Origin of the sequence: Bacillus sp. Brlt_9, from assembly GCF_051948935.1 — a bacterium.
Lineage (GTDB): Bacteria > Bacillota > Bacilli > Bacillales > Bacillaceae_G > Bacillus_A.
This window is the reverse complement of the sequence record NZ_JAYJLO010000002.1, coordinates 955,128-978,667: the sequence shown is the minus strand read 5'-3', so window position 1 is coordinate 978,667 and position 23,540 is coordinate 955,128. Positions and strand designations below refer to the sequence as shown.

Below are 23,540 nucleotides of genomic sequence, written 5' to 3'. Positions count from 1 at the left end.
CTACAATAAAGTGTCAGAAAACTGAAATCGCTTTATTCTTTTTTGAAAATAGTAATGTTTATATGTCAAAATAAAAAATAAGCTGCGAAAACACAGCTTATTTTTGAATCATATCTTTAATTGGTGCAAACGATTTTCGATGTTCTTCTAATATTCCATGCGCTTCAATCGCTTCTAAATGTTGTTTTGTGCCGTATCCCATATGTTGTTCAAATCCATATGCAGGATACTTTTCTCCAAGCTCTTTCATCATACGATCTCTCGTTACTTTCGCAATAATAGATGCAGCTGAAATAGAGATGCTTTTCGCATCACCTTTAATGATGGATGTTTGCGGAATTGGTGTAGGGAGTTTCATCGCATCAATTAATAAATATTCTGGTGTACAAGATAAATTCGCAACAGCATCTAGCATTGCTTGTTTTGTCGCTTGATAAATGTTTATCTCATCAATCACTTGCGGTGATACAATTCCAACTCCAATGGCAATTGCTTGTGCTTTAATCTCATCATAAAAACGCTCTCGCTTCGCCTCACTCAGCTTTTTCGAATCATTTAACCCTGGAATATAAAAATCTTCCGGAAGGACAACAGCTGCCGTCACAACAGGCCCAGCTAGCGGTCCACGACCTACTTCATCTATACCTGCGATATATGTGAGACCTTTTTCACGTAACGCATTTTCATACTTAGACATTTCTAAAAATTTTTCTTTTTCCTTTTGTGCTAACTCTTTTTGTTTATACCACTTCAAAATGAGCTTTTGCACCCCTTTTCGCTCATCTTTCATTAAAATTTGAAAACGGTCGTCCTCTTCACTTATAATTTCTTGTAGTAAATGTTCCGCTTCTTGAATAGTCACTTTTTGCATTCATGCCACTCCCTTTATATACAAAAAAGAAAAGACGTACAAACGCACGTCTTATACTTCTTCTACTTTTTCTACATCTTCTGTTTGCTCTGCAAACTCTTCTGGTGTTTCAAACGTCATTTTTCCAAGTTTGCCACCTCGAAGCTCACGAAGTACAAGTTCAGATGTTTTATCATAATCAATCATTCCGCCGCCCATTAAACAGCCTCTATTTTTTCCAATTGCATCGAATAACTCCACAATATCTTCTGGGATCTCATTTAAATTATATCGCTCTTTCAAACGTTCTGGATAATGTTTCTCCATAAAACGTAGTGCGTAAACAGCAACATCTTGCAAATTTAAAATTGAATCTTTAATTGCGCCCGTTGTCGCTAATCGAAGACCCACTAATTGATCTTCAAATTTAGGCCATAAAATACCAGGTGTATCTAACAGTTCCATTTCTTTCCCAACTTTAATCCATTGTTGAGCTGTTGTCACACCAGGACGATCTCCTGTTTTAGCAATATTTTTCTTTGCTAATTTATTAATTAAAGTAGATTTACCAACATTCGGTATACCTACGATTAATGCACGAATCGCTCTCGGTCTAATACCTTTTGCAACCATTTTATCAAACTTCTCTTTCACTAACACTTTACAAGCCGCTGCAATTTCCTTCATACCTTGTCCAGCTTGTGCGTTAATTGAAATTGCCATATGACCTTTTTCTTTAAAATATGCGATCCATTGTTTTGTTAAACGATCATCCGCCATATCCGCTTTATTTAAAACAACAAGCCTCGGCTTATGTGTAATAATCTCATCAATCATCGGATTTCGAGAAGATAAAGGTAATCGAGCATCTACAAGCTCAATTACAACATCAATTAACTTTAATTTTTCTGTTACTTGGCGTCTAGCCTTTGCCATATGTCCCGGGAACCATTGGATTACCATGTTGCCACCTTCTTTTTCTTTTATTTCACAATACGAGCGTCTTTTAACGGCCAATATAGTATATTTGCTTTTCCGATTACTTGGTCCATTGAAATTGTACCAATCGAACGGCTATCTTTACTAAAACGACGATTATCACCTAAAACAAATAACTGACCTTCTGGAACAGTTTTCTTCCCTGTCATTTCTTCAAGAGTAAAATCATATGTAAGCGGTCCATCAGCAAGTTGCTTTTTCTGCTTGTCTAAATACGGCTCCTCATAAGCCTTTCCGTTTACATACAGTTTATCATTACGATACTCTATTTCATCGCCTGGAAGGCCGATAATACGCTTAATATAATCCTTATCTTCCGTTGCTCGGAATACAATAATATCAAATCGTTTCGGGTCTCCTATGTGATAACCAATTTTATTGACAATCATTCGATCGCGATCATGTAAAGTAGATGCCATCGATACTCCATCTACGAGAATTGGCGCAAAGAAAAACTGTCTAATAACACCCGCTAATACAACAGCAATCAAAATTGCCTTAACCCATTCCCAAAGTGAACTCTTTTCTTTCTTCATGCATTTCCCCTCCACGATTATGTAAGCTGCTCGTATTATATCAAAATTTTATATAGATTGGAAAAAGGGAGCTTGTGCATTTACAAGCTCCCATACATGTCTTATCGAATTTCTTTAATACGTGCTTTTTTACCGCGAAGGTTACGTAAGTAGTATAACTTAGCACGACGTACTTTACCACGGCGAAGTACTTCGATTTTCGCGATTCTTGGCGTGTGAACTGGGAATGTACGCTCAACACCTACACCGTAAGAAATCTTACGAACTGTGAATGTTTCACTGATTCCGCCACCACGACGTTTAATTACAACACCTTCGAAAAGCTGAATTCTTTCACGAGTTCCCTCAACTACTTTTACGTGTACACGTAAAGTGTCTCCAGGACGGAATGAAGGAAGGTCAGTTTTTAATTGGCCTTTTGTAATTTCTGCGATTAATTGTTGCATATTAAATTCTCTCCTTTAAACAGATGCTCTTATAAAGTCTTAATAAATTACAGCGGAACATCGTTAATACGGCCACTGATTTCAGCAGCACAATTGTTATAATAGCATATTGCTAGGACTGTTGCAATAGAAAATATATCAAGCCCTTATTTGCCTTCTTTAATCTGTTCTAGCCATTGCTTTTCTTGCTTAGACAATTCTCGTTCTTCCAGTAAATCCGGTCTACGCGTGTACGTACGACGTAGTGATTCTTTATGTCGCCATTCATCAATATTTTTATGATTTCCTGACATTAATACATCCGGTACCTTCATTCCACGAAAATCAGCTGGGCGTGTATAATGAGGGTGCTCTAATAAACCTGTACTAAACGAATCCTCGACTTGCGAAGCATGATTTCCTAGCACCCCTGGCAAAAGACGTACGACACTATCAGTGATAACCATAGAGGCTAACTCTCCACCTGTTAATACGTAGTCGCCGATAGAAATTTCATCTGTTACGAGATGTTCGCGAATTCGTTCATCGTACCCTTCATAATGACCACACACAAAAATAACATGCTCTTCTTCAGCAAGCTCTTCTGCCTTCTTCTGCGTAAAACGCTCTCCTTGTGGACACATTAAGACAACTCTCGGTTTACGTTCTGTTTCCTTCGTTAACTCTTCCACTGCATCAAAGATAGGCTGAGGGGTTAGCACCATCCCAGCACCACCACCATACGGATAATCATCTACGCTATTATGCTTACTCGTTGTATAGTCGCGGAAATTGACAACACGAAGCTCTACCGCTTCTTTTTCTTGTGCTTTCTTTAAAATTGAAGATCCAAACACACCTGTAAACATATCTGGAAACAATGTTAAAATGTCAATTTTCATTATAGCAGCCCTTCCATTACATGAATGGTTACTAATTTATTCTCAATATTAACTTGAAGTACAACATCATCAATATAAGGAATTAACAGATCTTGACCTTTTGGACGTTTAATTACCCAAACATCATTTGCACCAGGAGATAAAATTTCTTTTATTGTTCCTAACGCTTCTCCTTCTTCCGTTACAACGTTGCACCCAATAATCTCATGATAGTAGTATTCACCTTCAGCTAGTTCGCCTAACTGCTCTTCTGGTACTTTTATTAAAGAACCTTTAAACTTCTCTACTTCATCTACATTGTTGTATCCTTCAAGTGTTAATAAATCAAACGTCTTATGTTGACGATGAGAAGTGACCTTTACCGGAAGGTAGTCTGTACCTTTCTCATCGCTTATGTATAACGTGTTTCCTACTTTATATCGCTCTTCTGGAAAATCAGTACGAGAAATAACACGAATTTCTCCTCTTACGCCATGAGTATTTACAATTTTCCCTACGTTAAACCATTTTGTCATAAATAGTATGTCACCCCTGGTTTCTATATAAATTAAGCATCTCCATTTCATATATGGAACATGCAACTTCTCTTTAAATGTTAAAAAAGGGAGAGGAATAACTCCTCGCCCTTTTTACGTTTATTGAATTTCCAGTGTTACTTTTTCATCATTATGATGTCCCACTGAATACAAGAGCATTCGAATTGCTTTCGCAACTTTCCCTTGCTTTCCAATGACTTTTCCAACATCCTCAGGATGTACAGTTAATCGATACTTGATCTCTCCGTTGTAAAGTTCCTGTGTAACATTTACATCTTCAGGATGATCGACAAGAGGCTTGACAATCGTCTCGACTAACTTCTTCATAGTCATTGCCTCAATTACTTACCTTGTTTAGATAAGTGGAATTTCTCCATGATACCTTGGTTAGAGAATAAGTTACGAACTGTATCAGATGGTTTAGCACCATTTCCTAACCATTTTAATGCTGCTTCTTCGTTGATCTTAACTTCAGCTGGTTGAGCAACCGGATTGTAAGTACCGATTTCCTCAATGAAACGTCCGTCACGAGGAGAACGAGAATCTGCAACAACTACACGATAGAAAGGAGTTTTTTTAGCTCCCATACGTTTTAAACGAATTTTAACTGCCATTTATAAAGCACCTCCGAATTTATTTCACACAGATAATTATATTAGCAAAAAGACTATTGCTTTGTAAAGTATTTTTTCTTAACAGAGCCATCTTTTTTCCTTACATGAATGGAAACTTCAATCCACCTAGTCCTTTTTTCTTACCTTTTTGCATTCCAGTCATCGTTTTCATCATCTTTTTCATATCATCAAATTGCTTGATTAAACGATTGATTTCTTGTACCGTTGTACCGCTACCTTTGGCAATGCGCTTTTTGCGACTAGCATTGATTATTTCCGGTTGTTCTCGTTCTAATTTAGTCATAGAACGAATAATTGCCTCAATATGCCCAATTTGTTTTTCATCAACTTGCGCATTTTTCAGCCCTTTAATTTTATTTGCACCAGGAAGCATTCCTAACAATTCATCAAGCGGTCCAAGTTGACGCACTTGTCCAAGTTGTTCTAGGAAATCGTCAAGCGTAAACGAAAGCGTACGCATTTTTTGCTCAAGTTCTTTTGCTTTCTCTTCATCAACTGTAGCTTGCGCTTTTTCAATTAATGTTAAGACGTCTCCCATCCCTAAAATACGGGATGCCATACGTTCTGGATGGAACGCTTCAAGTGCATCTAGTTTTTCACCCATACCAGCAAATTTAATTGGTGTATTTGTAACAGCTTTAATAGATAATGCCGCACCACCGCGCGTGTCACCATCTAATTTCGTTAATACAACCCCAGTTAAACCTAACTGTTCATGGAAACTTTGTGCAACATTTACCGCGTCTTGTCCCGTCATCGCATCGACAACAAGGAAAATTTCATCCGGTTTCGCAACTTCTTTCACTTTCGCTAATTCATCCATTAGTTCTTCATCAATATGCAGGCGACCTGCTGTATCGATTAAAACATAATCGTGATGATCTTCTTTTGCTTTTGCAATCGCTTGTTTCGCAATTTCAACAGGACTTACTTGATCTCCTAAAGAGAATACAGGCATGTCCAATTGCTTCCCTAATGTTTCAAGCTGTTTAATCGCTGCAGGACGGTAAATATCCGCTGCAACAAGCATTGGTTTACGATTATGCTTTTTACGAAGCAAATTCGCAAGCTTACCTGTCGTCGTTGTTTTACCTGCACCTTGCAGACCAACCATCATAATAACAGTCGGTGGCTTATTAGCAACAGCAATTTTGCTTTGCTCTCCGCCCATAAGTTCTGTAAGTTCTTCCTGTACGACTTTAATTACTTGTTGTCCAGGTGTCAAACTTTTCATTACATCTTGTCCGACAGCACGTTCAGACACACGCTTTACAAAATCTTTTACTACTTTAAAGTTAACGTCTGCTTCTAAAAGAGCTAGACGAACTTCTCTCATCATTTCTTTCACATCGGCTTCAGAAACTTTTCCTTTGCCGCGGATTTTTTGCATCGTCTGTTGAAGTCGGTCGGCTAATCCTTCAAATGCCATATTGCCGCCCTCCTAATCTAATTTTTCGATAGCTTCAACAACTTGTTTCATTTCTTCATTCACATGCTCTTCTTCGCTGATTAGCTGTTTTAGCTTTGCAACAAGTCGCTGTCGCTCTTGAAACTTTTGAAGTAATACTAATTTTTCTTCATATTCTTCAAGCATCGCTTCAGTCCGTTTAATGTTATCATACACGGCTTGGCGACTTACATCAAATTCTTCCGCAATTTCACCAAGAGATAAATCATCTAGATAATAAAGCGACATATAACTTCTTTGTTTTTGCGTTAACAACGATTGATAAAAATCAAATAAATAGTTCATTCTCGTTGTTTTTTCGAGCATGTTGGATCATCCTTTGTTAAGTGATTTCCCTTTACATGAATTAGTTTACATGGAGTACAAAAGAGTGTCAAGTTTTTTTCTTAACATCACATATTTTTATAGAAAAAGAAGCGGAAAATACCGCTTCTTTCACTTATACTTCTTCCGTTTCTACTAAGTTCGCAAATAAACCATACACATATTGTTCTGGATCGAACTGTTGCAGATCATCCATTTGCTCTCCTAATCCAACAAATTTCACTGGTACATCCATTTCGTTACGAATCGCTACTACAATACCACCTTTAGCAGTTCCATCTAACTTCGTTAAAACAATACCTGTAACATTTGTTGCTTCACGGAATGTTTTCGCTTGACTTAAACCGTTTTGTCCTGTTGTAGCATCAATAACAAGTAATACTTCATGAGGAGCTCCTGGTACTTCACGCTCAATTACACGCTTTACTTTCTCTAACTCTTTCATTAAGTTCACTTTATTTTGTAAACGCCCTGCTGTATCACATAGTAATACGTCTACGTTACGTGCTTTTGCAGCTTGTACAGCATCATACATAACCGCGGCTGGATCAGACCCTGATCCTTGTTTAATCACTTCTACGCCAACGCGATCGCCCCATACTTCTAATTGTTCAATCGCTCCAGCACGGAACGTATCTCCTGCCGCTAATAAGACAGACTTACCTTCTGATTTAAACTTATGAGCCATCTTACCAATTGTTGTCGTTTTACCTACACCATTAACACCAACAAACAAAACAACTGTCAAGCCATCTTTTTGCATATTAATTTCATTAGTAAAATCGCTGTCGCCTTTATAAATTTCTATTAGTTTTTCTGAAATAACAGCTTGTACTTCTCTTGGATCTTGAATGTTACGGCGTTGTACTTCTTCTTTCAATTGATCGATTAATTCCATCACTGTTGAAACGCCAACGTCCGCACCGATTAAAATTTCTTCTAATTCTTCAAAGAAATCTTCATCTACTTTACGGTAACGAAAGACTAAATCATTTACTTTATCCGCAAACGAATTTCTCGTTTTTTCTAATCCTTGTTTAAACTTCTCTGTTACCGTATCTGTTTGTTTCGAAATTTTTTCTTTTAGTTTTTTAAAAAAGCTCATACTGTCCCATCCTTCCTATTTGCTTGCAACTAGTTCTTCTCCATCATCTAAACGAACCGAGACAAGTTTAGATACCCCCGACTCTTGCATTGTTACACCGTACAATACGTCAGACTCTTCCATTGTACCTTTTCTATGTGTAATTACAATAAACTGTGTCTCATCACTAAATTTCTTTAAATACTGGGCAAAACGGGCAACGTTTGCCTCGTCAAGAGCAGCCTCTACCTCATCTAGTACACAGAATGGGACTGGGCGTACTTTTAAAATACCAAATAACAGCGCAATTGCTGTTAAAGCACGCTCTCCACCTGAAAGTAAACCTAAGTTTTGCAGTTTCTTCCCAGGCGGTTGCGCTACGATATCAATACCCGTATTTAATAAGTCCTCTGGATTTGTCATGACTAAATCCGCTCTACCGCCTCCGAATAATTCAGAGAATACCGATTGAAACTCCATTCGAATTCCTTCAAACGTAGTAGAAAAGCGTTTTTTCATTTCTTCATCCATTTCAGTGATCAGTTGGTGCAATGTCGTTTTCGCTTCTTCTAGGTCTTCTTTTTGCTCTAGTAAGAATGTATGACGCTCCGCTACACGCTCATACTCTTCAATTGCGCCTAGATTTACTGTACCTAGTTCTTCGATGGATAGCTTAATTAGTTTCACCTTTTTACGTGCATCCTCGGCAGGCATCACCATTGTATACTTCAGTTTTGCCGCTTCAAATGAAATCGTATATGTTTCACGTAAATGTTGTAATCTATTTTCTAACTCTACATCAAGTCGGTTAATTTTAACTTCTTGATCTTTCAACATCTCAAGAATGTATTTATGTTTACCTGTTGTTTCTTTCAAATTACGCTCTAAATGTTCTACTCTCTCTTGTAACGATACACGTTGTTCTCGACGAGAGCGAATTAACTCTGAAGTTTGATTACGATCATATGCTTTCTTCTCAATCATATTCGTAATTTGCTCTTCACCACTTGAATTCGATGTCATTTCTTGTTTTAAGAATGCTAAATCCTCTTTTGTTTTGAGAAGCGTTGCATCCGTTTCTTCTTTTTCCTTCGTCAATCGTTCAACTTTTTCTTTTTGATTAGATAAGCGTTGTTGCTTTTCAGCTGCCAACACTTTTAATTCAGTCATTTCTTTTTGAACTTTTTCTTTCGAAGAATGCTGCTCGCTTTTTTGTTTTGTTAAAGCTGCGATTTTGCTATCTAATTCCGTAATCTCAGCTTGAAGAGTCGCTAAAATCTTTTCTAACTCTTCTTTACGCCCTTGCATTTTCACTTGATCTTGCAAGAACCCTTCAATCTCTAAATCATAAATAGATAAACGATCATTAATACGATGTTCTTCTAATTCCAAGCGACTAATTTCTTCTCTTAAGTTCTGTTCATCTACACGCTCTGCTTCTACACTTTGTCTCAGTTCACGTATTTGCACTTCTTTTTCTTGAATTTCTTGCTTTACTGCTTTAACAAAGTTTTCTAACTTCGTCGTTTTTTCTTCCATATCAGTTAACTTATTCGTCCACTCTTCTAGCTCACGTTGACGCCCTAATAAAGAAGATTTCGCCTGTTTTACTGCTCCACCTGTCATAGAACCGCCAGGGTTCACTACATCACCTTCGATTGTTACAATACGATAACGGTATTGTAGTTGTTTCGCCAACTCATTCGCCCCGCGTAAATCTTTTGCAACAATAACAGTACCTAATAAATTCGAAACTACATTTTCATATTTATTGTTATATTGCACAAGTTCTGCCGCTACACCTACAAACGATGGGTGTTGATTTGCAATACGCAATTGCTCAAATGATAACGATCTACCTTTAATAACAGCTTGTGGTAAAAACGTTGCTCGTCCATGTTTATTTTGTTTTAAAAATGCAATTGCATTACGAGCATGCTCTTCTTTTTGTACGACAATATGTTGCATCGCTGCACCTAGAGCAATTTCCATTGCAACTTCATATTCTTTCGGTACCGTTAGCAGTTCTGCAACAGCACCCTCGATACCTTGCAACCTATTTTCTCTAGCTTTTAATACTTCACGTACCCCTTGATAGAAACCTGAGTAATCTTCTTGCATCTCTTCTAACATTTCTTTTCGAGAACGTGCCTGTTGTACAAATTGATACGCTTGGTACAGTTTTGTTTCGTTTTCACTATACTGCGTCTTGCATTTCCCAAGTGCCGCTTCTGTCTTTTGTATATTTGAAAGGATTCCAGCTACTTTTTCTTTCACTTGTTCATAACTTTCCACAAGTTTCGTCTTTTTCGCTGTAATTTCCATACGCATTTCTACATATTTCGCATTTTCTTCATCAAGACGTTCATTTTTAGAGTTTTGTTGCTTAGATTGCTCTTCAATCATAGATAACTCATTACGATGACTAGCTTGTTGATTTAAAAGTTCAATATAGTCACCTTTTAAATTCTCAATTTGTTCCTCTAAATTGTCGGCAAACGTTACAAGCAATTGCTCATTATCATGCAATTTCGTCTCCAACTCTTTTACTTGATTTACAAATTGCATCAACACTTCTGTACTTGATTCTATTTCACCATCATAACTTGTAGCTTTCGCTGTTAATTCAACAATTAACTGTTCGAGTTGCGCACAATGCGTCGTTGCATTTTGCTTTCTCTCTTTTAATAGCTCACGCTGCCCTTCCAACTTTTCTAGTTCTTTACTAGAAAGAAGAAGTACTTCTTGCAAGGAATCTACAGACTCATCTACTGCTTGCAATTGGCCTCGTAATTCCTCTAGCTCTTCTTCACCTTTTTGTAAATGCGTTGACATTTTCGCTTCTTCGTCTTTATTATGCCCAAACTGATTTCGAAGCGCTTCCCATTTCTCATGTAATTCTTCAATTTCATGTACAATAAGCGCCGCTTCTACTTTCTCTAACTCTTCTTTCTTTTCCAGATAATCTTTCGCAATAGAAGCTTGTCTTTCTAAAGGCTCTACTTGACTACTTAATTCGTGAATTATATCTTGCACACGATTTAAGTTTTCTTGTGTGTCTGCTAATTTCCCTTCAGCTTTCTTTTTACGAAGCTTGTATTTCAGCACTCCTGCCGCTTCTTCAAATACACCGCGACGTTCTTCCGATTTACTACTTAAAATCTCTTCAACTTTCCCCTGGCTAATAATCGAAAAAGCTTCTCTTCCCATACCAGAGTCCATAAATAAATCGATAATATCTTTCAATCTACATGATTGTTTATTAATATAAAAGTCACTATCACCAGAACGAGATACACGACGCGTTACACACACCTCATTATATTCAATCGGTAAACGTTGATCTTCATTATTTAAAGTTATCGTTACTTCAGCAACATTAACTGCTCTTCTCGTATCACTACCTGCAAAAATAATATCTTCCATCTTTGCACCACGTAATGATTTTGCCGATTGTTCACCAAGTACCCAGCGAATGGCATCAGTAATATTACTTTTCCCGCTCCCATTAGGTCCTACTACAGACGTTACACCTGGGACGAAATCAACAGATACACGCTCAGCAAAAGACTTAAATCCTGCTATTTCTAATCTTTTTAAAAACACGAAAGGCCTTCCTCCTATTCTCCGTTGCCATAAATGTTGTTTATACAAAACAAACTATTATACGGATTTCCTTTCCTTTCATTTACAAACAAAAGGAAAGTTTCATTCTATGCATAAGGAATCCCCCTCATTCAAAGGGGGATTCCTTATAGTTGTTCTTTTAATTTTTTCAACGCTTCTGCAGCAGCTTGTTGCTCTGCTTCTTTTTTCGACTTCCCACTACCAAGACCTAATGCCACATTATTTAACGTAACACGTGACACAAATTCTCGATTGTGAGCCGGCCCTTTTTCTTGCAGAATTTGGTATTCAATATTACCACTACCATCACGCTGAATCAATTCTTGTAATTGACTCTTATAATCCATCACATGAGAAAAAGCACCTTCATTAATTTTCGGATATACAACTTCTTTTAAGAATCCCCAAACTGTTTCTAGCCCTTGATCAAGGTAAAGGGCTCCAATAAACGCTTCAAAGACATCCGCTAATAAAGCTGGTCGTTCACGTCCACCCGTCATTTCCTCACCTTTTCCTAATAAAACAAGGCTACCAAATGACAACTCGTTTGCAAAACGAACAAGAGATGGCTCACATACAATAGCTGCACGTAATTTTGTTAACTCTCCTTCGCTCATTGTCGGATATTTTTGAAACAGATACTGTGATACAGTGAGTTCCAATACAGCATCGCCAAGAAATTCGAGACGCTCATTGTCCTCATGCGGTTTTTTTCGATGCTCATTCACATACGATGAATGCGTAAATGCTTGAATCAATAATTTTTCATCTGTAAACGTAATACCTATCTCTTCTTGAAATACTTTAAACGCTTCACGATATTTTGTTTCGTATTTTTTTTCTCTATGTTTTCGGTACGGCATAGGTCCCTCCAGATATAAGCCGAGAAGCCCCGCTAAAAAACGGGACTTCACTTAAGCATTATAGATGACTCTCTATGTAAGTCACAGCATCGCCAACAGTAGCAATCTTTTCAGCATCTTCATCAGAAATTTCCATTTCGAATTCATCTTCCAATTGCATTACAAGTTCTACTACATCTAGGGAGTCTGCACCTAAATCTTCTTTAAAGCTCGCAGCTGGTACTACTTCAGTTTCTTCTACACCTAAACGATCAACGATGATTTTTGTTACACGCTCTAAAACATCTGCCATTCCATTCACCTCCCCTCAAATATTATATTAAATATTAGCCAAAAAAACTAGTTGAAATCAATTCTTTTATTACATTACCATACCGCCATCAACATTTAACGTTTGACCTGTAATATATTTGCTTTGATCAGAAGCAAAAAACGTTACAGCATTCGCGATATCTTGCGCTTCACCAAACTGAGCTGCAGGAATTAATTTTAACATTTCAGCTTTTATATTTTCATCTAATACGTCTGTCATATCTGTCGCAATAAATCCAGGAGCAATTGCATTTACAGTAATATTACGGCTCGCTAACTCTTTTGCTGATGTTTTTGTTAATCCAATTACACCTGCTTTAGCAGCAACATAGTTTGCTTGTCCTGGATTACCCGTTACTCCAACAACAGAAGCGATATTAACAATACGTCCATGACGTTGACGCATCATATATCGAGATACTGCCTTTGTACATAAGAATACACCTTTTAGGTTTGTATTAATAACTGTATCCCATTCTTCTTCTTTCATACGCATTAATAAATTATCTTTTGTTACACCTGCATTATTTACAAGAATATCAACTTGTCCAAATGTATCTACAGTTTGTTTCACCATATTTGTAACGTCTTCAGCATTTGCAACATCTGCTCTTACTGCAATTGCATCCGAACCTAATTTCTTGATTTCATCAACTACTTCATTTGCCTTTTGCTCATTACCAGCATAATTTACTACAACATTTGCCCCTTGTTTCGCTAAATCAATCGCAATCGCACGACCAATTCCACGTGAAGCACCAGTTACTAATGCTACTTTCCCTTTTAACATCAGTTTTCTCCTCTCAAATTTGAAATGGTATCTTTCAATGTTTCTTCATCGTATATCGCATATGCTTTCACTGATGAATTAATTGACTTCATAAGTCCAGCAAGTACTTTCCCAGGTCCAATCTCAATAAATGTATCTACCCCTTGATTCACCATATATTCAATGGATGGGTACCATAAGACAGGCGAATAGAGCTGCTCGATTAACTTTTCTTGAATATGTGCACCACTTGTAATAACGTCCGCTGTTACATTTGCGATAACCGGAATATTCGTATCTTGAATTGTAATTTCATTTAAGACACTTTGGAATTTCTCCGCTGCTGGCTTCATAAGCGAAGAATGGAACGGTCCACTTACCTTAAGCGGAACAGCTCTCTTTGCACCATTTTCTTTCGCTCTTTGAGAAGCAATCTCGACTCCTTGCTTTGTTCCAGAAATCACAATTTGCTTCGTACTATTCATATTAGCAATTTGTACTGCATATCCTTCACTTGTTACTTCTTCTGTAACTTGTTTCAGCATATGTGGATCAGCACCTAAAATAGCTGCCATTGCACCTTCTCCGCCAGGAACAGCTTCTTCCATATATTCCCCACGTTTCCTTACAGCATATACAGCATCTTCAAAAGTTATTGCACCCGCTGCCACAAGAGCGCTATATTCACCTAAACTATGTCCTGCGACAAAGTCTGGTGTAATATCATACTCTTTCAAAGCTGTCAAAATAGCAAAACTCGTTGTTAATAAGGCAGGCTGCGCATTTGTCGTTAACGTAAGCTTTTCCTGCGGCCCTTCAAAAATCACTTCCGAAAGTGAATCTTGCAACACCTCATCTGCTTTTGCAAATACATTTGCAACCTCTTTATTATTCTCTGCTAACTGTTTACCCATTCCTACTGCCTGTGAACCTTGGCCCGGAAAAAGAAATGCTAGTTTTCCCATTTCAAATCCTCCTCTTATTGGAGTGGCTCTTTCTCCATTACGCTTGAAATAGTAGGAATAACTTCTTTCGCTACCATTTCTCTCGTTTGACGAATCGCACTAAATATCGATTGATCATTGGAAGAACCGTGAGCCTTAATGACAGGAGCTTTCAATCCAAATAATGCCGCCCCTCCATACTCCGAATAATCCATTTTATCTTTTAATACCATAAGTTTTGGTTTTAATACCGCTGCTGCTAATTTGCTCGTAAACGAACTCATTAACTGCTCTTTTAACATAGAGAATAATGCAAGCGCTGTTCCTTCTAATGATTTCAGCGCTACATTGCCTGTAAATCCATCACATACAACAACATCTGCTACACCTTGCAATAAATCTCTTGATTCAACGTTCCCAACGAAATTAATCGGGGCATCCTTAAGCATTGCAAAGACTTGTTTTGAAAGTTCATTCCCTTTTCCATCCTCTGTTCCAACGTTTAAAAGTCCAACGCGAGGATTTTTAATTCCTCTTACTTTCTCTGCGTATACAGATCCCATTACTGCATATTGATATAAATGAATTGGTTTTGCATCAACGTTCGCTCCAACATCTAACATAACAAAACCTTCTCCATCAACAGTTGGCATTGTAGGGGATAAAGCTGGTCGCTCAATTCCTTCCATACGACCTACAACAAACAATCCAGCCGCCATTAAAGCTCCTGTACTACCAGCTGATATACAAGCATCCGCTACACCGTCTTTCACTTGCTGCGCCGCTAGTACCATTGAAGCTTGTTTTTTTCGACGAACCGCTCTTACTGGTTCATCTGTCGATTCAATTTTTTCATCTGTATGAAGTATTGTAATTCGTTCTTCACTCGTTAAGTATTGACGAATTTCCTCTTCTTTCCCTACTAACGTAATATGTAAATCAGAATATTCCTTAATAGCTTTCATTGCTCCTAGTACGACAGCCTTTGGAGCATGATCGCCGCCCATTGCATCTATTGCGATTTTCATAAGTTGTTACCTTCCTCACTATAATTACTAGATCGATACATTTCAAAAGTGCCTGTAAAAACAAGTTCTTCTCCAACAAAGCTACGCACTTTGACAACCGTCCGTCCTTTATCATTCTCTACATCTTCAACGCGCGCTTTCGCAACGACACGCTCCCCTAATTTTACAGGACGAATGTAGCGAATGGTAGACTTTGCAGTTAAAGCTAATTCTTCATCAATAACCGCAACAGCTAGTGAGTTTGCTTGTGCAAACAAATGATGCCCGCGGGCAATTTGATTTCTTTTAAATACGTGTTCTACCTTCACTTCAAAGATAGAAATCGCATGTCTATCTAATTCTATATCGATAATTTCTCCGACAACCTCTTCTAACGGTAAAGATTTCACATCTTCTTCATGTTGCTTTGTAGCTACATGTTTAATTCTTTCTCTTAATTCAGGAATAGATAATTCCATACGATCAAGACGTACGGTTTGTATACTCACTTGAAATTTTTCTGCTAAATCTTCATCCGTTATAAAAGGATTCGTTTCTATAGTTTGTTGTAATAATTCTTGTCTTTCTTTTTTGCTTCTTCTTTTTTTCATACCGCACCATCCATTTTTATGACTAGGTACTAACAGTAGTATATAATCATTAAAAGTAGAATGCAACAAAAACTTTCGTTGCATCCCTTTAATCGAGCTTCTCTCCCTGGAACACACCTGTTCCGTCCAGATACGTACGCAGCGAAGCATATTGATCATTATGCCAAAATGCTTCTGAATCTACTAGTAACGCCGCATCTTGTCTAGCTGTTTCTAACGCTCGATAATCATGTACCATATCAGCAACCTTGAATTCTGGTAAACCACTTTGCTTACTTCCAAAGAAATCTCCAGGACCTCTTAACTCTAAATCTTTTTCTGACAATACAAATCCATCATTCGTTTCGGTCATAATACGCATTCGCTCTTTTCCCGTTTCCGATTTTGGATCCGCGATTAATAAGCAATACGACTGTTCACTACCACGGCCAACACGCCCTCTCAGCTGATGAAGCTGCGATAAACCAAAACGCTCCGCATCATAAATAACCATTACAGTCGCGTTCGGTACGTTCACTCCTACTTCAACTACTGTTGTCGATACAAGAATTTGCACTTTATTCTCACTAAATTGTCCCATTATCTCTTCTTTTTCTTGAGATGATAATCTCCCATGCATTAATCCGACTTGACATTTCCCTTGATAATGATGAGTCAGCATACTATGTAAGTCGATTGCATTTTGTACATCAAGTTTCTCAGATTCTTCAATAAGGGGACAAATAACATATGCTTGTCTTCCTTTTTTTATCTCCTTCTCCACAAAACCGAGAACTCGATCTAACATATCATGTTTTGCCCAGTATGTTTCAATTACCTTTCTACCAGCTGGCATCTCATCGATTATAGAAACATCCATCTCCCCAAATGCAGTAATTGCTAACGTACGCGGAATTGGGGTCGCCGTCATAAATAATACGTCCGGACTTTCACCTTTCTCTCTTAAAACTCGTCGCTGAGCTACACCAAATCGATGTTGCTCATCAGTAATAACAAGACCTAACCTATGAAAGATAACTTCATCTTGAATTAAAGCATGTGTTCCAACAAGGATATCTATTTCTCCTTGTTCTAATTTTGCCAAAATCTCTCGACGTCTTACACCTTTAACTGAACTTGTTAACAATTCAACTTTCATACCAAAGTGTGAGAACGTCTCTGCGAGCGATTGATAATGTTGTTCTGCTAAAATTTCTGTAGGAACCATTAAAGCGCCTTGATAGTGTGCTAATTTCGCTGCATAAAGACCAATTGCTGCAACAACCGTTTTACCAGAACCTACATCACCTTGTAACAAACGATTCATTCGATAAGGAGATGTCATATCTTTCATAATTTCATCTACAACCCGGCGTTGCGCACCAGTTAACGGAAACGGAAGTGCATCGATAAACTCTTGCAATTCTGCTAAAGGAATTTCTTTTTTCGTCCCTTTCGAATTTTCCCTCTCCATTTTCCGTAATGTTTGCATTTTCAACTGAAATAAGAAAAATTCCTCATATACAAAACGGCGACGCGCTTGTTTTAAATCTTCCTGCCCTACCGGGAAATGAAGCGCCTTGAGCGCTTCATAACGTGGCAGTAATTTATATCGACTTAGCAATCCATCAGGCAACACTTCGACTATAGAGTCTCCATACTCCTTTAACGCTTGTGCAATAAAGCGGCGCATCTGTTTTACTGTAAGTTTCCCTTTCACTGAGTATACAGGTTCAACTTCTTGTTGACGTACAACAGGTCCAAAATGAAGCTCAGATACCGAAATCGTTTGACGGTGTTGATCCCATTTACCTGTTATCGTTACCGTTTCATCTAAAGTTAACTTCTGCTTATAGTACGGTCTATTAAAACATACAGCTGTAATTAAATAACGACCGACGAGGACACGAACCGTAAGGCGCGACTTTTTCTTCCCATAATATTGCAGTAAAGGAGCACTATGAACTTTTCCCTCAACTGTTACACGTTCATCATGCTTGACTTCAGCAAGATCTTTCATCGCATAATCTTCATAACGGTACGGAAAATGTTCTAATAGATGAGAAACTGTATAAATTCCCATCTCGTGTAATAACTCAGATGTTTCTCCTCCGATTCCCTTTACATCCGTAACAGGAACTTGTACAACTTCATTCAAGATTCTCACGCTCCGTCACATTATTTTCTTTGATACATTATCGATTAGCACGATTGACATCTGTAATCGCTCTCTTTCACCTTATATATTCTATCATAGGCATTCTAAGAGAAACTACTCAAATACCTCATAAGCAACACGAAAGAAAAGAGCCTCACTATTAGCAGCAAGGCTCTTTTTTATCTTCAATATGCTAGCCTTTTGAATAAAAACTAGTAATAAACTTCATATTACTACTTCTTATCCATTAGCAAGTAAGTAATCCATTTATTTTCAAAACGAATTTTTCTTATTCTACAGAGAAGATGAAAGAATACACCGGTTGGTTTCCAGCATGTACTTCTACTTCTGCATCTTCAAATTTCTCTTCTACAAATTCAACTAACTCAGCTACTTCTTCATCAGTTGCATCTTCACCTTGTAGAATCGTTACAATTTCAGAATCTTCATCAATAAGTGCTTCTAGTAATTGCTTCGCAGCTCCTACTTTTTCCGCATTTGTTGATACGATTTTTCCATCTGCAATACACATGAAATCATCTTTTTGAATTGCTACACCATCAATTTCCGTATCACGTACAGCATACGTAATTTGACCAGTTTTCACATGAGATAAAGCTTCTTTCATGTTTTCTTCATTTTCTTCTAACGTTCCAGCTGGATTAAATGCTAACATTGCAGCCATACCTTGAGGAACTGTTTTTGAACGAACTACAATCACTTCTTGATCCACAACTGACGCTGCTTGTTCTGCTGCCATCACGATATTCCCGTTATTCGGTAAAATAATGATTTTTTCAGCGTTCGCTTCTTCAATCGCCTTCACAATATCCTCCGTACTTGGATTCATCGTTTGGCCACCTTCGATAACTTTCGTCGCGCCAATACTCTCAAATAAAGTTTTAATACCCGATCCCATAGCTACAGTTACGATACCGTACGGTTGCTTCTCTTTAGACTGACTAATTGGCTCAGGCATCATAGCAGGCTCATCTAATAAAGCAGTATGCTGTTCACGCATATTCTCTACTTTAATCTTGATTAAACTACCGTAACGTTGTCCGTAGTTCATAGCGTCTCCAGGATGCTCTGCATGAATATGAACTTTTACAATTTCATCATCAGATACAACTAGCAGAGAATCGCCATACACACTAATATCTTCACGGAATTTTTGTTCAGAGAAATTATGCTCTTTCACTTTTTCAGCCTCTAATTTCACCATGAACTCCGTACAATATCCATACTTAATATCTTCTGTACTCAATTGGCTTTGTACACTACGGTGATGTTCTGCTCGTACCATCTCATTCATAGATGGTTGGGCAGGTGCATCAGAAGAAATCGTTTCTCCTTTTAAGTCAGCTAAAAATCCTTCATATACTACTACAAGACCTTTACCACCGCTATCTACAACGCCAACTTGTTTTAATACAGGTAATAAATCTGGCGTACGATTTAACGATGCGTTTGCTTCTTTCACAACGTCTTCCATAAACAAAACAAAGTCGCGCTGTTTTTTCGCAACTGTTACTGCATATTTACCCGTTTCTCTTGCAACCGTTAAAATCGTTCCTTCAATCGGTTTCATAACCGCTTTGTAAGCCGCCTCTACTCCAGCTTCTAAAGCTGCAGCAAAATCAACTGTTGTTAATTCTTCTTTTTGTTCAATGGATTTTGAGAAACCACGGAATAACTGAGATAAAATAACTCCAGAGTTACCACGAGCTCCCATTAATAATCCTTTGGCTAAACTTACGCCGACTTTACCAGCATGTTGTGAAGGATTTGCTTTCACTTCACGTGCGCCTGAAGTCATAGATAAGTTCATGTTTGTACCGGTATCGCCATCTGGAACTGGAAATACGTTTAATGCATCAACAAGCTGAACATTATTTGTTAAATTATTCGCTCCTTGCATGATCATTTGTGATAAACGTTTTCCATCAATTTTTTGAATTGACACAGATTTTCCTCCTTAATGCACATTACAAGTTTATTACTTTAACTCCTTGTACGTAGATGTTTACAGAATCTACTGCTAGTCCTACAGTTTGATCTAATGTATATTTCACTTTCGTCTGCACGTTATGTGCTACTTCTGAAATTTTCGTACCATAGCTCACAATAATATACATATCAATATGTACTTCATCTTCATCTTTACGAACGATAACACCTCTAGTGAAGTTTTCTTTTCGTAAAATGTCTGTTAATCCATCTTTTAACTGATTTTTTGATGCCATACCTACGATACCGTAGCAATCTACCGCGGCACCTCCAGCAATTGTTGCAATTACATCTGTACTAATATCAATTTGACCGTACTTCGTTTTAATTTCAATTGACATCTCGTTTTCCCCCTTCATAAATGGTGAAAGTGAGTTAGACTACTTTAGTTACTATCATATAATCTTTTTAAAGAAAATTCCATCGTTCTTTCTTTTCACTCTCATATTTTATGTTTCAAATCACATTTTTTATGATGAGCAAAATAGTCCATTGTTATTATACAACATGTACCACTATAATATGTCAAGCAATTTTTCTTGATTTCAACTTTTCTTCATTGACATATAGTGTCAAGTAATTTTTCTTGATTTCTTTTTTCTACAGTGTTGCATTCTCTTTTTAGTTGTGTTAAATTATAGTAGTGTTTTTAGCATCGCATAAAAGACTAACATTGAAAAATTACGTATGGTAAGGTATCAAGGGAGGGAAATATAAATGGCTCGTGTTTGTGCTATTACTGGAAGAAAAGCTCGTTCTGGTAACTCTCGTTCTCACGCAATGAACGCTACAAAACGTAAGTGGGGCGCTAACCTTCAAAAAGTTCGCGTACGCATCGACGGAAAAGTTCAACGTGTTTACGTTTCTGCTAGAGCATTAAAATCTGGCAAAATCGAACGTGTTTAATAATAAAAAAAAGAGCCGCTAGGCTCTTTTTTTACTATACCAATGAAAAAAGCACCGGTAATAGGTGCTTTTTTTAATCTTTTTTGAAGGTATTTAACATGGCACGAACAATTCCACCAAGAAATTTAGGTAACTTAATTGTATAAAATCTCATGGTTTCCCTCCTAATCCCCATTACTCCACTTGTTCACTATATGATGTAAGGAGCAAAATTGTTTCTTTAATCAGTGCTTCTTATCACCATTAATATGCCAGAAGTAAATGAAAAAGTACCTTTTTCCTCAACGAGTTCATTACTAATACAAAGTGTTGATCCCCACTCTATTGTTTTGTTAGTTAGAGGATACTTAAAACCAAGTAATGTAATCCCTTCCACTATTTCAGTAACTGGCACAAAAGATACATAAGGGAAATTTTTATTTTCTTCAATTATATGTGTACCCACTTTTTTTACGCTTATTTCATTTTTATTGTCGACAATACACATTTCTATCCCGATTTCTAACCCTTTTAAAAGCATCTGTATATTTGCTAAACTGTGATCCATCCTTCCGCCGGTAGCACCAAAAATACGAATCAATGTCGGATTTTGTTCTAACGCCCAGTTAATCGCAATTTCTAAATCCGTTTGATCTTTTTCACGAGGAACAATATGTAAGTCATTTGTTTGCTGCCCCATCCATACTAATTCCTCTTCAGTAACCGAATCGTAATCTCCAAACGCAACAGTTGGAGTAATTCCGCCTTTTAATAAACGATATACTCCTCTATCAACTGCCGCCCACACTACTTTCTCATTTTCATATCGAGAAAAATCTGCACAATATTCCGCAGGACCTCCCGCTAAAATATGAATAATCATGTTTCCTTCCCCTTCTATTGTAAAAAGGCAATCTGCCATTCGGTAGATTGCCTTTTTACATATTTTTTCTCTATCCTTTATAAATAGTGAAAACTTACTACACTAGAAGATTCACTGGGATAAAGACTCGCTCATTCATTATCCACGAATGACACGAATTGCTTCACCGCGGTCTTTTTGATTGTATACTGCTGATCCAGCTACAAGTACATTTGCCCCTGCTTCCACACAAAGCCTTGCTGTTTCAGCGTTTACACCACCATCAACTTCAATTTCTACGTCTAGATTGCGCTCTTTAACCATTTCTGCAACTTGTTTAATTTTCGGTAATACAGAATGGATAAATTTCTGTCCGCCAAATCCAGGGTTTACTGTCATAAGTAATACCATATCGATATCCTCTAATACATGCTCAATCGTTGAAACTGGCGTATGCGGATTTAATACAACTCCCGCTTTAATGCCATGAGATTTAATTAACTGAATTGTACGATGCAGATGAGGGCACGCCTCTACATGAACAGTAATAATATCTGCTCCCGCTTTTGCGAAAGTCGGGATATAGTTATCAGGATTCTCAATCATTAAATGTACATCTAACGGTAACGATGTAATCGGGCGGATCGCCTCTACAATTAATGGTCCAATCGTAATATTTGGTACGAAATGTCCATCCATTACATCGACGTGAATGTAATCCGCTCCGCCTTTTTCTACATCTTTAATCTCTTCCCCTAATTTTGAAAAATCTGCTGATAAGATCGATGGTGCAATTTTAATCATAACTAATACCTCGGCTTTCTCTCTCTAATTTCTTCTACGAATTGTTTGTAATTCTTATAACGATATTCTGTAATCTTCCCTTCTTCAATCGCTGCCTTCACAGCACATTTCGGTTCAGAAAGATGTGTACACCCTCTAAATTTACAGTATTGGCTCGCTTCTTTCAACTCTGGAAAACAATATGTAAGATCTTCTACTTCAATATCTATGAAATCAAGTGAACTAAAACCAGGTGTATCTGCAACTAGTCCGCTTCCAATCGCAATTAATTCCACGTGTCTTGTCGTATGTTTTCCGCGCCCTAAATGAGAGGAAATATCATTCGTTTTCAGTTCTAATTCTGGGCGCAAAACGTTCAGCATAGAAGATTTCCCAACACCAGATTGTCCTGCAACGACAGAAACACAACCTTCTAAGAACGGTTTTAAAATATCAATACTTTCCGAAGTGTTGATAGAAGTAAATAATACATCATATCCCATCTCACGATAGTCATTTGCATAAGATTCGACAGTCTCTCTCATTTTTTCATCCACTAAATCCATCTTGCTAATGCAAATAATCGGCTTAATGTTATGATATTCAATCAGCACTAAAAATCGATCTAACAGTCCCGGATTAAAATCTGGTTCTACTGCAGAGAAAACGAGAATTGCTTGATCAACATTAGCAATAGGAGGCCTAACAAGTTCATTTTTTCGATCGAATACTTCAAGCACGTATCCTTCACTTGGATTATCTGCTTGAAAGACAACTTGGTCTCCTACCAGTGGTGTAATTTTATTTTTTCTAAACACACCACGCCCGCGACATTGTGTAATCCCTTCTTCATGCTGCACATAATAAAACCCACTTAGAGCTTTTACAATTTTTCCTTCTGGCATATAATTCTCCTTTATTTTATATAAAGTGAAGCTGTAATTCATATTGAATGGATTAAAATCCTTTAC

Annotated in this window: 26 protein-coding genes; 1 reads left to right on the top strand and 25 read right to left on the bottom strand. The window is 37.5% G+C overall.

Going from position 1 to position 23,540, the window contains the following annotated elements; all coding sequences use genetic code 11:
• Positions 1-97: 97 nt before the first annotated feature.
• The 21 genes from rnhB to VF726_RS11335 form a co-directional block, all read right to left on the bottom strand.
• Complete coding sequence (rnhB, locus tag VF726_RS11435) at positions 98-871, bottom strand: ribonuclease HII (protein WP_429599464.1); 774 nt, start codon at positions 869-871, stop codon at positions 98-100.
• Positions 872-922: 51 nt separating this feature from the next.
• On the bottom strand, positions 923-1,813 hold the full coding sequence (gene ylqF / locus VF726_RS11430; RefSeq protein WP_016135245.1) for a ribosome biogenesis GTPase YlqF: 891 nt from the start codon (positions 1,811-1,813) through the stop codon (positions 923-925).
• Between the two features lie 20 nt (positions 1,814-1,833).
• Complete coding sequence (gene lepB / locus VF726_RS11425; protein WP_440168091.1) at positions 1,834-2,385, bottom strand: signal peptidase I; 552 nt, start codon at positions 2,383-2,385, stop codon at positions 1,834-1,836.
• A 101-nt stretch (positions 2,386-2,486) separates the two neighbouring features.
• Positions 2,487-2,831, bottom strand: a complete 345-nt coding sequence (gene rplS / locus VF726_RS11420; RefSeq protein WP_001186516.1) for a 50S ribosomal protein L19 — start codon at positions 2,829-2,831, stop codon at positions 2,487-2,489.
• Positions 2,832-2,977: 146 nt separating this feature from the next.
• Positions 2,978-3,712 carry a tRNA (guanosine(37)-N1)-methyltransferase TrmD gene (gene trmD / locus VF726_RS11415; RefSeq protein ID WP_440168088.1) on the bottom strand — a complete coding sequence of 245 codons (735 nt, stop codon included), beginning with the start codon at positions 3,710-3,712 and terminating at the stop codon, positions 2,978-2,980.
• Positions 3,712-4,227, bottom strand: coding sequence for a ribosome maturation factor RimM (gene rimM, locus VF726_RS11410; RefSeq protein WP_166702027.1), 516 nt, complete (start codon positions 4,225-4,227; stop codon positions 3,712-3,714). The genes trmD and rimM overlap by 1 nt, the downstream gene beginning before the upstream one ends.
• A gap of 120 nt (positions 4,228-4,347) precedes the next feature.
• The gene (locus tag VF726_RS11405) at positions 4,348-4,575 is read right to left on the bottom strand and encodes a KH domain-containing protein (RefSeq protein ID WP_087958605.1); all 228 of its coding nucleotides are present in this window, start codon (positions 4,573-4,575) and stop codon (positions 4,348-4,350) included.
• A gap of 14 nt (positions 4,576-4,589) precedes the next feature.
• Positions 4,590-4,862, bottom strand: a complete 273-nt coding sequence (gene rpsP / locus VF726_RS11400; RefSeq protein WP_000268750.1) for a 30S ribosomal protein S16 — start codon at positions 4,860-4,862, stop codon at positions 4,590-4,592.
• A gap of 100 nt (positions 4,863-4,962) precedes the next feature.
• Positions 4,963-6,312, bottom strand: coding sequence for a signal recognition particle protein (ffh, locus tag VF726_RS11395; protein ID WP_000863461.1), 1,350 nt, complete (start codon positions 6,310-6,312; stop codon positions 4,963-4,965).
• Between the two features lie 12 nt (positions 6,313-6,324).
• Complete coding sequence (locus VF726_RS11390; RefSeq protein WP_000891062.1) at positions 6,325-6,657, bottom strand: putative DNA-binding protein; 333 nt, start codon at positions 6,655-6,657, stop codon at positions 6,325-6,327.
• A gap of 133 nt (positions 6,658-6,790) precedes the next feature.
• Positions 6,791-7,780 carry a signal recognition particle-docking protein FtsY gene (gene ftsY / locus VF726_RS11385; RefSeq protein WP_440168082.1) on the bottom strand — a complete coding sequence of 330 codons (990 nt, stop codon included), beginning with the start codon at positions 7,778-7,780 and terminating at the stop codon, positions 6,791-6,793.
• 15 nt (positions 7,781-7,795) lie between these two features.
• Positions 7,796-11,365 (bottom strand): chromosome segregation protein SMC, encoded by a 3,570-nt coding sequence (smc, locus tag VF726_RS11380; protein ID WP_440168080.1) that lies wholly within the window; start codon positions 11,363-11,365, stop codon positions 7,796-7,798.
• A gap of 146 nt (positions 11,366-11,511) precedes the next feature.
• Positions 11,512-12,249 (bottom strand): ribonuclease III, encoded by a 738-nt coding sequence (rncS, locus tag VF726_RS11375; protein WP_001146870.1) that lies wholly within the window; start codon positions 12,247-12,249, stop codon positions 11,512-11,514.
• Positions 12,250-12,307: 58 nt separating this feature from the next.
• On the bottom strand, positions 12,308-12,541 hold the full coding sequence (gene acpP, locus VF726_RS11370) for an acyl carrier protein (RefSeq protein WP_000786062.1): 234 nt from the start codon (positions 12,539-12,541) through the stop codon (positions 12,308-12,310).
• 69 nt (positions 12,542-12,610) lie between these two features.
• The gene (fabG, locus tag VF726_RS11365; RefSeq protein WP_166702023.1) at positions 12,611-13,351 is read right to left on the bottom strand and encodes a 3-oxoacyl-[acyl-carrier-protein] reductase; all 741 of its coding nucleotides are present in this window, start codon (positions 13,349-13,351) and stop codon (positions 12,611-12,613) included.
• Complete coding sequence (gene fabD / locus VF726_RS11360; RefSeq protein WP_440168075.1) at positions 13,351-14,295, bottom strand: ACP S-malonyltransferase; 945 nt, start codon at positions 14,293-14,295, stop codon at positions 13,351-13,353. Before fabD ends, fabG begins: the two co-directional genes overlap by 1 nt.
• A 14-nt stretch (positions 14,296-14,309) precedes the next feature.
• Positions 14,310-15,302 carry a phosphate acyltransferase PlsX gene (gene plsX, locus VF726_RS11355; protein ID WP_000684108.1) on the bottom strand — a complete coding sequence of 331 codons (993 nt, stop codon included), beginning with the start codon at positions 15,300-15,302 and terminating at the stop codon, positions 14,310-14,312.
• Positions 15,299-15,892, bottom strand: a complete 594-nt coding sequence (fapR, locus tag VF726_RS11350; protein WP_000747352.1) for a transcription factor FapR — start codon at positions 15,890-15,892, stop codon at positions 15,299-15,301. Before fapR ends, plsX begins: the two co-directional genes overlap by 4 nt.
• 88 nt (positions 15,893-15,980) lie before the next feature.
• On the bottom strand, positions 15,981-18,029 hold the full coding sequence (recG, locus tag VF726_RS11345) for an ATP-dependent DNA helicase RecG (RefSeq protein ID WP_440168072.1): 2,049 nt from the start codon (positions 18,027-18,029) through the stop codon (positions 15,981-15,983).
• A 289-nt stretch (positions 18,030-18,318) separates the two neighbouring features.
• On the bottom strand, positions 18,319-19,995 hold the full coding sequence (locus VF726_RS11340) for a DAK2 domain-containing protein (protein WP_440168070.1): 1,677 nt from the start codon (positions 19,993-19,995) through the stop codon (positions 18,319-18,321).
• 22 nt (positions 19,996-20,017) lie between these two features.
• Positions 20,018-20,380, bottom strand: coding sequence for an Asp23/Gls24 family envelope stress response protein (locus VF726_RS11335; protein ID WP_000021109.1), 363 nt, complete (start codon positions 20,378-20,380; stop codon positions 20,018-20,020).
• 376 nt (positions 20,381-20,756) lie between these two features.
• Between VF726_RS11335 and rpmB the strand changes: the two genes are divergently transcribed.
• Positions 20,757-20,945 (top strand): 50S ribosomal protein L28, encoded by a 189-nt coding sequence (rpmB, locus tag VF726_RS11330; protein ID WP_000124776.1) that lies wholly within the window; start codon positions 20,757-20,759, stop codon positions 20,943-20,945.
• Positions 20,946-21,018: 73 nt separating this feature from the next.
• On the opposite strand, the gene spoVM is transcribed toward rpmB, so the two are convergent.
• The 4 genes from spoVM to rsgA all read right to left on the bottom strand — a co-directional run bounded on the left by spoVM (position 21,019) and on the right by rsgA (position 23,474).
• Positions 21,019-21,099: a stage V sporulation protein SpoVM gene (gene spoVM, locus VF726_RS11325; protein WP_001213599.1), complete on the bottom strand. Its 81-nt coding sequence runs from the start codon at positions 21,097-21,099 to the stop codon at positions 21,019-21,021.
• Positions 21,100-21,165: 66 nt separating this feature from the next.
• Entirely contained in the window at positions 21,166-21,846 is a 681-nt protein-coding gene (locus VF726_RS11320; RefSeq protein ID WP_440168065.1) for a thiamine diphosphokinase, read from the bottom strand.
• 99 nt (positions 21,847-21,945) lie between these two features.
• Positions 21,946-22,590, bottom strand: coding sequence for a ribulose-phosphate 3-epimerase (gene rpe, locus VF726_RS11315; RefSeq protein WP_087958595.1), 645 nt, complete (start codon positions 22,588-22,590; stop codon positions 21,946-21,948).
• Positions 22,591-22,592: 2 nt separating this feature from the next.
• Complete coding sequence (rsgA, locus tag VF726_RS11310) at positions 22,593-23,474, bottom strand: ribosome small subunit-dependent GTPase A (protein WP_063221142.1); 882 nt, start codon at positions 23,472-23,474, stop codon at positions 22,593-22,595.
• Between the last annotated feature and the right edge of the window lie 66 nt (positions 23,475-23,540).

Coding starts and splice junctions, on each gene's coding strand:
- rnhB (WP_429599464.1), bottom strand. CDS start 871: ATGCAAAAAGTGACTATTCAAGAAGCGGAACATTTACTACAAGAAATT.
- ylqF (WP_016135245.1), bottom strand. CDS start 1,813: ATGGTAATCCAATGGTTCCCGGGACATATGGCAAAGGCTAGACGCCAA.
- lepB (WP_440168091.1), bottom strand. CDS start 2,385: ATGAAGAAAGAAAAGAGTTCACTTTGGGAATGGGTTAAGGCAATTTTG.
- rplS (WP_001186516.1), bottom strand. CDS start 2,831: ATGCAACAATTAATCGCAGAAATTACAAAAGGCCAATTAAAAACTGAC.
- trmD (WP_440168088.1), bottom strand. CDS start 3,712: ATGAAAATTGACATTTTAACATTGTTTCCAGATATGTTTACAGGTGTG.
- rimM (WP_166702027.1), bottom strand. CDS start 4,227: ATGACAAAATGGTTTAACGTAGGGAAAATTGTAAATACTCATGGCGTA.
- VF726_RS11405 (WP_087958605.1), bottom strand. CDS start 4,575: ATGAAGAAGTTAGTCGAGACGATTGTCAAGCCTCTTGTCGATCATCCT.
- rpsP (WP_000268750.1), bottom strand. CDS start 4,862: ATGGCAGTTAAAATTCGTTTAAAACGTATGGGAGCTAAAAAAACTCCT.
- ffh (WP_000863461.1), bottom strand. CDS start 6,312: ATGGCATTTGAAGGATTAGCCGACCGACTTCAACAGACGATGCAAAAA.
- VF726_RS11390 (WP_000891062.1), bottom strand. CDS start 6,657: ATGCTCGAAAAAACAACGAGAATGAACTATTTATTTGATTTTTATCAA.
- ftsY (WP_440168082.1), bottom strand. CDS start 7,780: ATGAGCTTTTTTAAAAAACTAAAAGAAAAAATTTCGAAACAAACAGAT.
- rncS (WP_001146870.1), bottom strand. CDS start 12,249: ATGCCGTACCGAAAACATAGAGAAAAAAAATACGAAACAAAATATCGT.
- acpP (WP_000786062.1), bottom strand. CDS start 12,541: ATGGCAGATGTTTTAGAGCGTGTAACAAAAATCATCGTTGATCGTTTA.
- fabG (WP_166702023.1), bottom strand. CDS start 13,351: ATGTTAAAAGGGAAAGTAGCATTAGTAACTGGTGCTTCACGTGGAATT.
- fabD (WP_440168075.1), bottom strand. CDS start 14,295: ATGGGAAAACTAGCATTTCTTTTTCCGGGCCAAGGTTCACAGGCAGTA.
- plsX (WP_000684108.1), bottom strand. CDS start 15,302: ATGAAAATCGCAATAGATGCAATGGGCGGCGATCATGCTCCAAAGGCT.
- fapR (WP_000747352.1), bottom strand. CDS start 15,892: ATGAAAAAAAGAAGAAGCAAAAAAGAAAGACAAGAATTATTACAACAA.
- VF726_RS11335 (WP_000021109.1), bottom strand. CDS start 20,380: ATGTCAATTGAAATTAAAACGAAGTACGGTCAAATTGATATTAGTACA.
- rpmB (WP_000124776.1), top strand. CDS start 20,757: ATGGCTCGTGTTTGTGCTATTACTGGAAGAAAAGCTCGTTCTGGTAAC.
- spoVM (WP_001213599.1), bottom strand. CDS start 21,099: ATGAGATTTTATACAATTAAGTTACCTAAATTTCTTGGTGGAATTGTT.
- VF726_RS11320 (WP_440168065.1), bottom strand. CDS start 21,846: ATGGCAGATTGCCTTTTTACAATAGAAGGGGAAGGAAACATGATTATT.
- rpe (WP_087958595.1), bottom strand. CDS start 22,590: ATGATTAAAATTGCACCATCGATCTTATCAGCAGATTTTTCAAAATTA.
- rsgA (WP_063221142.1), bottom strand. CDS start 23,474: ATGCCAGAAGGAAAAATTGTAAAAGCTCTAAGTGGGTTTTATTATGTG.